Source organism: Kurthia sibirica (assembly GCF_003143975.1).
GTDB classification, from domain to species: Bacteria; Bacillota; Bacilli; order Bacillales_A; family Planococcaceae; genus Kurthia; species Kurthia sibirica.
In genome coordinates this window covers 1-8,340 of the sequence record NZ_QFVR01000040.1, presented here as the reverse complement: position 1 = coordinate 8,340, position 8,340 = coordinate 1, and the positions used below count along the sequence as shown (strand labels likewise).

The 8,340-nt window shown below is 33.8% G+C and carries 2 protein-coding genes and 1 pseudogene; 1 reads left to right on the top strand and 2 read right to left on the bottom strand.

The features are described 5' to 3' along the window. Window positions 1-407 precede the first annotated feature (407 nt). Both DEX24_RS16440 and DEX24_RS16435 read right to left on the bottom strand, forming a co-directional pair. Window positions 408-1,055, bottom strand: a complete 648-nt coding sequence (locus tag DEX24_RS16440) for a DUF2247 family protein (protein ID WP_109307467.1) — start codon at window positions 1,053-1,055, stop codon at window positions 408-410. 19 nt (window positions 1,056-1,074) lie between these two features. After that, complete coding sequence (locus DEX24_RS16435; protein ID WP_109307466.1) at window positions 1,075-7,086, bottom strand: DNRLRE domain-containing protein; 6,012 nt, start codon at window positions 7,084-7,086, stop codon at window positions 1,075-1,077. 414 nt (window positions 7,087-7,500) lie between these two features. On the opposite strand from DEX24_RS16435, the pseudogene DEX24_RS16430 reads away from it, so the two are divergent. Then, a pseudogene (locus DEX24_RS16430) lies at window positions 7,501-7,950 on the top strand (transposase); the annotation flags it as partial. Window positions 7,951-8,340 lie beyond the last annotated feature (390 nt).

The window sequence follows — 8,340 nt, the reverse complement described above, 5'->3', positions numbered from 1 at the left end:
TGTCACGGGGACAATTGTAAGTTTATTCGTTGGCATAAAAGAAAGCACCGCCTTCATTTGATACGTCTATCGTACCTGGAGATACTTCTCGAATATATGCGTTATTTGATTACGGGCTTACTATTCAACTAAAATCGCCAACAACGTTATTTGACAAAAAACCTAAAAAAACGCCCCCTCAATGTTGAATTGAAGAGGCGTTTTAAATTGTCTATAAAACGATGGTTTTTTAGAACGACAGTATGTCCCTATTTCAAAACCACTGTCTATTTTTGTCTTTTCTTAGAATCTTTTAACCGATGGCCCTTAATTAAATTTATTGAGTACGATTAGTTTCGTCCATATTTTTTGATAGATTGATTTCCTCTGTCCAACTTGGTGTAGACTATCCAAATCTATTATCTCATCTATTTTATTTTTTTGTTCCATTGATTAAAAAAACATTTATGCTGTTGTTCTAATAACACCCGCCATAGCTCCATTAAGTCTTGATTAGCTCGTATATCATATGCCCTCCATTCTAATAGTACAGATAAAAATTCTTGCGTGGGCTTGGAAGGTGCACGAAAATCTTCTATAATAAAGGCTAAAACGCCTTCATATCCCTGGTCGCGCTCCATTTTATCTTCTGATAAATCACAAAAATACTTATTTATCTTTATTAATACATCACTTTCAAGTGGATATTGATAAATATAAGCTAAAATCACATATAAATATTTATTTTTACAGTTCAATATATATTGTTTATTTATTAGTAGGTTTTTGTCTATTATTTTTTCAATTAATTCTTTTATTTTCTTTTTCTCTACCAAAATTTCAGATTTCATAATAGAAGCTAACTCAAGTATTTCATCTGAGTACACACCGTTTACAACTTCCCATTCTGCTAATTCAATTAGTATTTCATCCGAAATAAATCGATTCTCCCGTCCCCAATAAAGTTCCGTCCAACTGAATGTAACCTCGCTTTTTTGAATAAATGTATACGGTAAATTTATCTCTAATTCATTTTTAGGTATATCATAAATTTCGTTTCCATACATGTTCTCCATTAGTTTAAAAACCACCTTTCTATAAAATTATATTTGAAAAATAGCTCGTTGTGCCTCGCGTCCACATTTGATGACTAATTTTACCATCGATAGTAATAATATAATGAACCACGCCTTCTTCCCCCTTATGAAGAGCACGTACTTTGAGATGGGTATACATATCGCCATACATTCCTCGTTTCACATAAACTCTGCCTTTACTTAATTGTTTAACGCTTAAGTATGATGCCATTCGGTGATATTCATCATTTTTCAGAGCACTACCTATCCTAGGCATAGAATGTATTTTAGGAGCAATTGCACTGGCTTTTAATTGTACCCGCTTATATACTTTTACTTTTTTCGTCTTTTTAGTCGTCTTGATTTTTTTTACACCTTTTGCAGTTTTATAAACTTTTCGTACCTTATATGTTCTATAAACAAAATAAGCTCCCATAAGAACGTACTGAACATATTCTCCATTTGGATCCACATTCATCACGGGATTGCCATTCGCATAGCTATAACCATTTTGTGATAATGGTTCATCGTCATCACCTGGATGTGGGTCTAATGCTAAGAATGCACCGTTTGCTGGATTATAGTAACGGGCTTGTAAATAGTAGTTCTTCGTTTCTTCGTCATAATAATAACCTGCGTAACGAATTGGGTTTTCTTTCGCTAGGTCACCTTTGGCAGTTAATACATTTCCGTATACATCATATGTGTATGCACCGACTTCTTGGTCATCTTTATCACGAATACTTAGTACATCGCCACGATGGTTCGTAATGAATTGATACGCTTTCGTTTCAAATGTACCGGATTCATTTTTCGCCTTCACAATCATACCAAGCGGTGTATAGCCACTCCATTCATATGAACGGTATTCTGTTACAGTATCCTTTACTTTCACAACTTCCATATCCAATACTTCGTCGTTATAGAAGTATTCATGCGTTGTATCGCCAACTGTTTTCGTTAAACGTAAGCCATTTTCATCGTATGTGTACGATGCGATAATTTGATCGTCTAATGTCGCTACTTTTGTTAAACGTTGTTGCTCATTGTATGTGTACTTATAATGTTCATCTTTTAGTAAGTTACCATCTGCATCATACGTATAAGCCGTTTCATTTTTCGTCGCAATTTGGTTCGCATCATTATACGTGAAAGTCGCTTTCTCACCATTCACTTCGGATGCTGTACGATTCCCTACTGCGTCATAATCATACGTGTTGATCGTACCATCTGGTAAGGTTTCTTTTGTTAATTGGTCATTGGCATCATATATAAAGCTGCTCACTTGACCATTGACATCAGTTTGTACGATATTACCAGCCTTCGTATACTCATAGCCAATTTTAAATGGTTGCTGCGCTTTTGTTGTGTATGTTAATGAACCGAGTAAATTCGCATCGTTCATTTGCGTCACTTGTTTCCATAAATCATCGTTCAGTGTAAGTGTCGTTTTATTGTTTGGTACATCGATCTCACTTTGGTAATCATGTGAAACTTGATCTGCACTGATTTTAATACGGTCGACATCATCGCTGTTTTCTTTAAATGTTGTCGCTTCTTTTACTTCAAAGTCTTCTCCATACGCGGTTGTCACTGCGTTGTTGCGTTCTTGATCGTCGTAACCATAATTTTGCTTAAATAAGCCAAGTGTATAGTTCGCAAGTAAATTAGTTTCAGCTGTGTAACCATATGTTTTGAGTGTTTTTGTATCACGTAAAATGGATGTTGTATTGCCGTTTTCATCATAATTGTAATCAATTGTTTCATTGCCATTTTGTATTTGTGCTAATTGACTGTCACTATTATATGTGTAACTTGTCTCAATACCTGAAGGTAATGTAGACTTACTTATTTCACCATTCTCATCATACACATATGAGAACTTCATATTCGGCATGGTGACGGTCGTTACTTGGTCGTTATCGTTATACGTGTACGTTTTTTGACGGTTTAATGCATCCGTTAACGCTGTTAAATTATTGTTATTGTCATATTGATACGCTGTTTTATGACCATTTCCATCTGTTACAGAAAGGATAGTTGAAGGGTACATCGGATCATACGTATACGATTTCGTGTGCCCATCTGCATCTGTTTCTTTCACTTTTTGTCCATAAATAGAATATACTACAGAAGTCGTATTCCCTTTTTTATCTGTCGAAGTTACTTGACGTTGCTCATCATCATAATCGACTTGTTCAAACGTACCATTTGCATACGTTGTTTTTGTGACACGCCCATAGGTATCATAGGCAAAGGTTGTTTCTTCTTCCTTCGTTTTTGAACGAATAAGCTCAGGTCCATCATATGTGTAAGTCGTTTCTTCACCATTAATATCTTTCGTCGATGTTAATTGATTTCGACTATTATACGTATTGGTTACGGTGCCTTCTTTTGTGCTTGATGTCAGAAGATTTCCTTGTGGATCATACGTGTTTTTTTCTGTAGTAGCATCTGGATTGATTACTTCTAACAAGTTGTACTGTTCATCATACGAGTAAAATGAAGTTGTTTTTTGTTCATCATCTCCAGGCGCATTTTCTTCCACAACTGCGTAAGTATCGTTCTTTTCATCACGTTTATAAACCGTTTCATTATCACTAGAGTCAATCGATTTATACTCATTATTTTTTGTGTCAAATTGATACGTATTCGTCACAGATAATTCTGCGTCTGTAGCTTGTTTATCGAAAATAATTAATTCATTTGCATTATATTTAAACGTTGTTTCATTTTTTTTGCCATCTACATACTTCGTTAGTTGTCCATTTGCATCATACGTAAAGTTTTCGACAATTGTACGTGTTGATTGATCACTGCCGATGATTGTTTGTGTCAATTGATCATTAGTGTAGCTATATTTTGTCCAATGGTCACCGTATTGAACCTGACTCACACGATTATCTGCGTATGAAATCTTGATGTTCTCTTGATTACTTGTTCCTTTTGTTTCAGCCACTTCAGTGACTTGACCTTTTTCATTTCGTTTAAAGCTAATTTCGTTGCCATATTCATCTGTGTAAGAAGAAAGTACATATGTGCCTGTTTGTGGGCTTTCTTGATACGTTTGAATAAAGCCATTCTGATCTGTCATAGTGTACGTTGTATCATTTTTCTTTAATTGTTCATTCAAACCTTTTGGTGAAGTGAATGTATCCCCGGATTTATTAAATCGGTGGACTGTTCCATCTTCATCTGCATAATAAACTCCTTTTTCACCATCTTCTGTTAAGGTTTCATTCCCTACGAATGTCCACCCTTTTCCTAAAGCAGAAGAAGTGGTTGAGCGAGAGTTATACGTACGTGTAAAATCATAGCCTAAATCACTTCTTGTATAAAGCGACTCATCTGTAAATTGTACAGCCATATTTCCTGTTGTTACATTTACTGAAGCAGTTGCATTACCAAATGTACTTTCATCGTATGTGAAGTAATTTTCAAGCCCAATTAAGTCTTCTCTAGCATTTGATTTTACAGTACTTTGTGCTGAAGAAGGCATTGGACTTATTCCACGTTTTACATCATCCATATCACTATTATCAGCTTCATCAGCGGGAGCATTTGAACTATCATAAAAATACGGTTGAACATATACAGAATAATTATCGTCAATAGCGAAAGTAGTAGACGGTGTATAACTTGTAGTTGTACCACTCGTTTTTTTCACTGTATAGGTTTTTTTAAATCCTGTTTTTTCGCCCTTGATTGTGACATCATAACGCGTTGCCAAATCATTATTTTTCCAAGTAGTTGTTAATGTAGTCTTATTTTCAACTAAATCATCTTCATTTGCTTTAATTGTGACATCTGCTTTATCTGGTGCATAAAGTGGAATATAACCATATGCTATATCAGAATTAGGTGAATTTCCACCATCAGATTCTGCGATGATTCGTACACTGTAGCGTTTAGATGTATTATTGTAAGATTTCCCAGGATACATCGGTAATTCAGTACCTGTACCAATTTTGGATGTATCAGCTAAACTAGCATCATGAAAATCTAATGTCCCTGCAGTAATTTCTGCTTCTGTAGGGTAAATTTTCTTCCCTTTAGTCGTAACTGATGTCTTATTACCTACACTAAAACTGCTGTACTTTTTACCATTCCATATTAATACTTTATAATTTGTTGCACCAACAACTTTATTCCAACTTATATCTAACCAACCACGCCCATCATTACTTGAGCCTTTTGCGTATTGATAGCCTACTATTTTCGGTTGATCTGGTGCATCTGTTACTTCAGCTATTTCTTTCGGAATTTTAACTGTTGAAAGTTCAGATTGTGTACCATTTCCAGTAGGGAAAATTGGTATAACACGATATTTATAATAAAGATAATTTGCAGTGCCTTTTTTAGCAAAAAAGGCAGATGGATCATTTGGTAGTTCTACACCTTTTCCTTCAGCTACATAAGTTGAAGTTGTACTATATGGTGCTTTAGGGAAGATTTTTTTGCCTTTTGAAGTCCAACTTGTCGCTGTACCGTTATAGACTTCTTTATATTCCGAACCATCGTACATCATTAGTTTATAACCCGTCGCACCATACACAGATTTCCACTTAACATTTGTATAGCCATTGTTTGAACCATCATTATATGCCGTTGCAGAAACAGTCGGTTTTGGACCAGCTTCATAATGATATGCAATAACAATTTTAGCTTTCTTCGCACTTTCTGCGGCCGTTATTTTCTTCCAATATGTTTTTCCATTGCCATTTGTATGGAACTTAAAGCCGTAATTTGAACGTTCTCCTGATACCCATGCTTGAATCGTATCTTGTACATCAAAATGAGCCCACTCATCGCGACCTACAGATGTTGAAGCAATTTTAGTAGATGAAGGTTTATTATTCCAAGTTAGACCATCTGCTGTCCATGCACCTTTAACTTCATCCACCCATAATCCGTTTTTTTGATCCGCATAATAAGCGTGTGTAACATATGCTTGTAAGTCTGCACTATCTATAGTTGCACCTTTTAAATCACCTACAACACTAAATTTAATAAATGGATAATTTGTTCCCGATGTACTATCATAATAACCTGTTTGTAAAATATATTCTCCTTGAGCAGGATCCCACTGTTTATTGAAATTTGCCTTTGGATATTTACTTGAAATATACGTATCACCAAGTGCATCAATCGTTACAGAAGGATCTATATACACTGGGTAGACACGTTTATCAGATTTTAGCCAATCTTTATCTGCACTTAATGTTAATTCATAAGAATTATTTTCTTTTTCACTTAAAATATAGTGAACTTTATCTGAATAAACCCCTTCCCCTTTTTGATCATTGATATTTGAGTCCATCATCATAGGTTTCGGTAGTTTAAATATTTGTTGTTTTTTTGCATCTTTTGTATAAAATGCAATTGAACCATCACTTAATAATTCTGCCTTTAAATCCGTTTTCAATTGATATTTAAATTCATGAATCCCAGTAAATTGATTGACAATCCAATCTTCTTTTACTTCTTCATTCAAAGTAATATGGCGTAAATCAATGCCATCATAAATGTTTTTGTATTGAATTTCATTTTCATTTAACGAAGTTTTACTCTTACTTGTTGGTAAAACAACATTTCCTTCTGATTTAGCTGAATCAATTTCAAAAGATAAAGTATGTTCACCACTTGTATAATCTATTGTCTGATCATTTTTTATAGATTGTGGGAATTTTGCGTTTAATTCTGTATTATGTGTCGAAATATAATCAGTACCAATAGAGACTAGATTATCATCGATCTCTTCATAATTTTTATTTTCTTTAGAATGAACCTTTTCAGCATATATTTCTTTGAAATATTGGCCATTACCATCAGTAAATGTTTTTGTATATGGCGTTCTTTCCTTATTTATTTCTGTTAAATTGTCTGTCGAAACTTTTTTCTTTTTTACATCTTTCTCCGTACTTACATTGTTAATTGATTCTGCATATGCCTTGATAGCTAAATCTGGCAACATGCTAATAATCATACTTACTGTTATTACGATTATCAATAATTTGTTTATTTTTTTCATATCACTGTTCCTTTATCGTTATTTTTGATTACATTTATATGATATTATATCAAAAAAATGCATCTTTTGTGTTATTTTAATGTGAAATGGAATAGTAAAAGAGAAAAAATCCTTTCGAGTACAAGCCACTCAACTAATAATGGAATGCTATTGCATGAGACATAGACATGAGTTATTAATTCAATTAGGTTATATCTCCCGACACTATTCATTCACTTCAAATTAAAAAGAGCGAGCCACGCTTCTTAAAAAGAAACGTAACTCGCTCAAAATGATGGTTCTACAATAAATAACGTTGGTGAAGAAAAAAGCACCGATCTCAATTGAGATCGATGCTGGAACTTTCATTAACGTTTATTTTTATGCTAATAAATAGAAAACAAGTGAAATTCCCTATAGAATAAAAGTCGACTAAAAAGATACTGGAAAATCCTATTAAAAAATGAAACAGACCTGTCGAATACAGTGTATAAACAGTATGGTTTATTTGGACAAACAACGGATGTGACAGTCGTTGAGACCTTATTGAGCTACGATGAATGTTTAAAAACAAACTACAAACTCTATCAATCACTTTTACTTGCGATGAAAGAAAAAGACATCAACATGCTCACAACCATTTTAGAAAAACCTTTAGAAGAAGGCGTTTCTAATGATTTTAAAAGAAGTATTCGAACGCTTACTTATCACGTACCATCCATTGAAAATAGCTTTATTTACCCGTTCAGCAACGGGAAAATTGAAGGGATTCATAATAAAATCAAGGTGTTAAATCGTATCGCTTATGGTTATCAGAATTTCAATCACTACCGTCAACGTATTTTCATGCACTTCAAATTAAAAAGAGCGAGCCACGCTTCTTAAAAAGAAACGTAACTCGCTCAAAATGATTGATTCTTTTATTCAACAAAAATCGCCACCAACGTTATTTGACAAAGAACCCTTTTTTTGTAAAGTTAATTAATTTTATGCTTGTCGATTTATCTTATAAGTAACTATTTCATTATCCTACTGTGTATTTTCAAAGATAAAATACACAGACTAATATCTCATTTATTTATTCAATTCAAATGAATTACCATAACCGTCTATTCCATCTTCTTTAAGCATTTCCAATACTTGATCTTTCGTAAGCCCGTAATATAAAAAAGCGCACCTTTTCGGTACGCACGACGAATAGCCAACTATCCTAATCTTTTTTCGGATAGTTGGCTATTTTGCACAAGACAATTGAATATTTTTCGACCAAGGTAG

Bases quoted from the DNA above. Each gene is read 5' to 3' on its own strand.
- DEX24_RS16440 (WP_109307467.1), bottom strand. From the start codon at position 1,055: ATGGAGAACATGTATGGAAACGAAATTTATGATATACCTAAAAATGAA.
- DEX24_RS16435 (WP_109307466.1), bottom strand. From the start codon at position 7,086: ATGAAAAAAATAAACAAATTATTGATAATCGTAATAACAGTAAGTATG.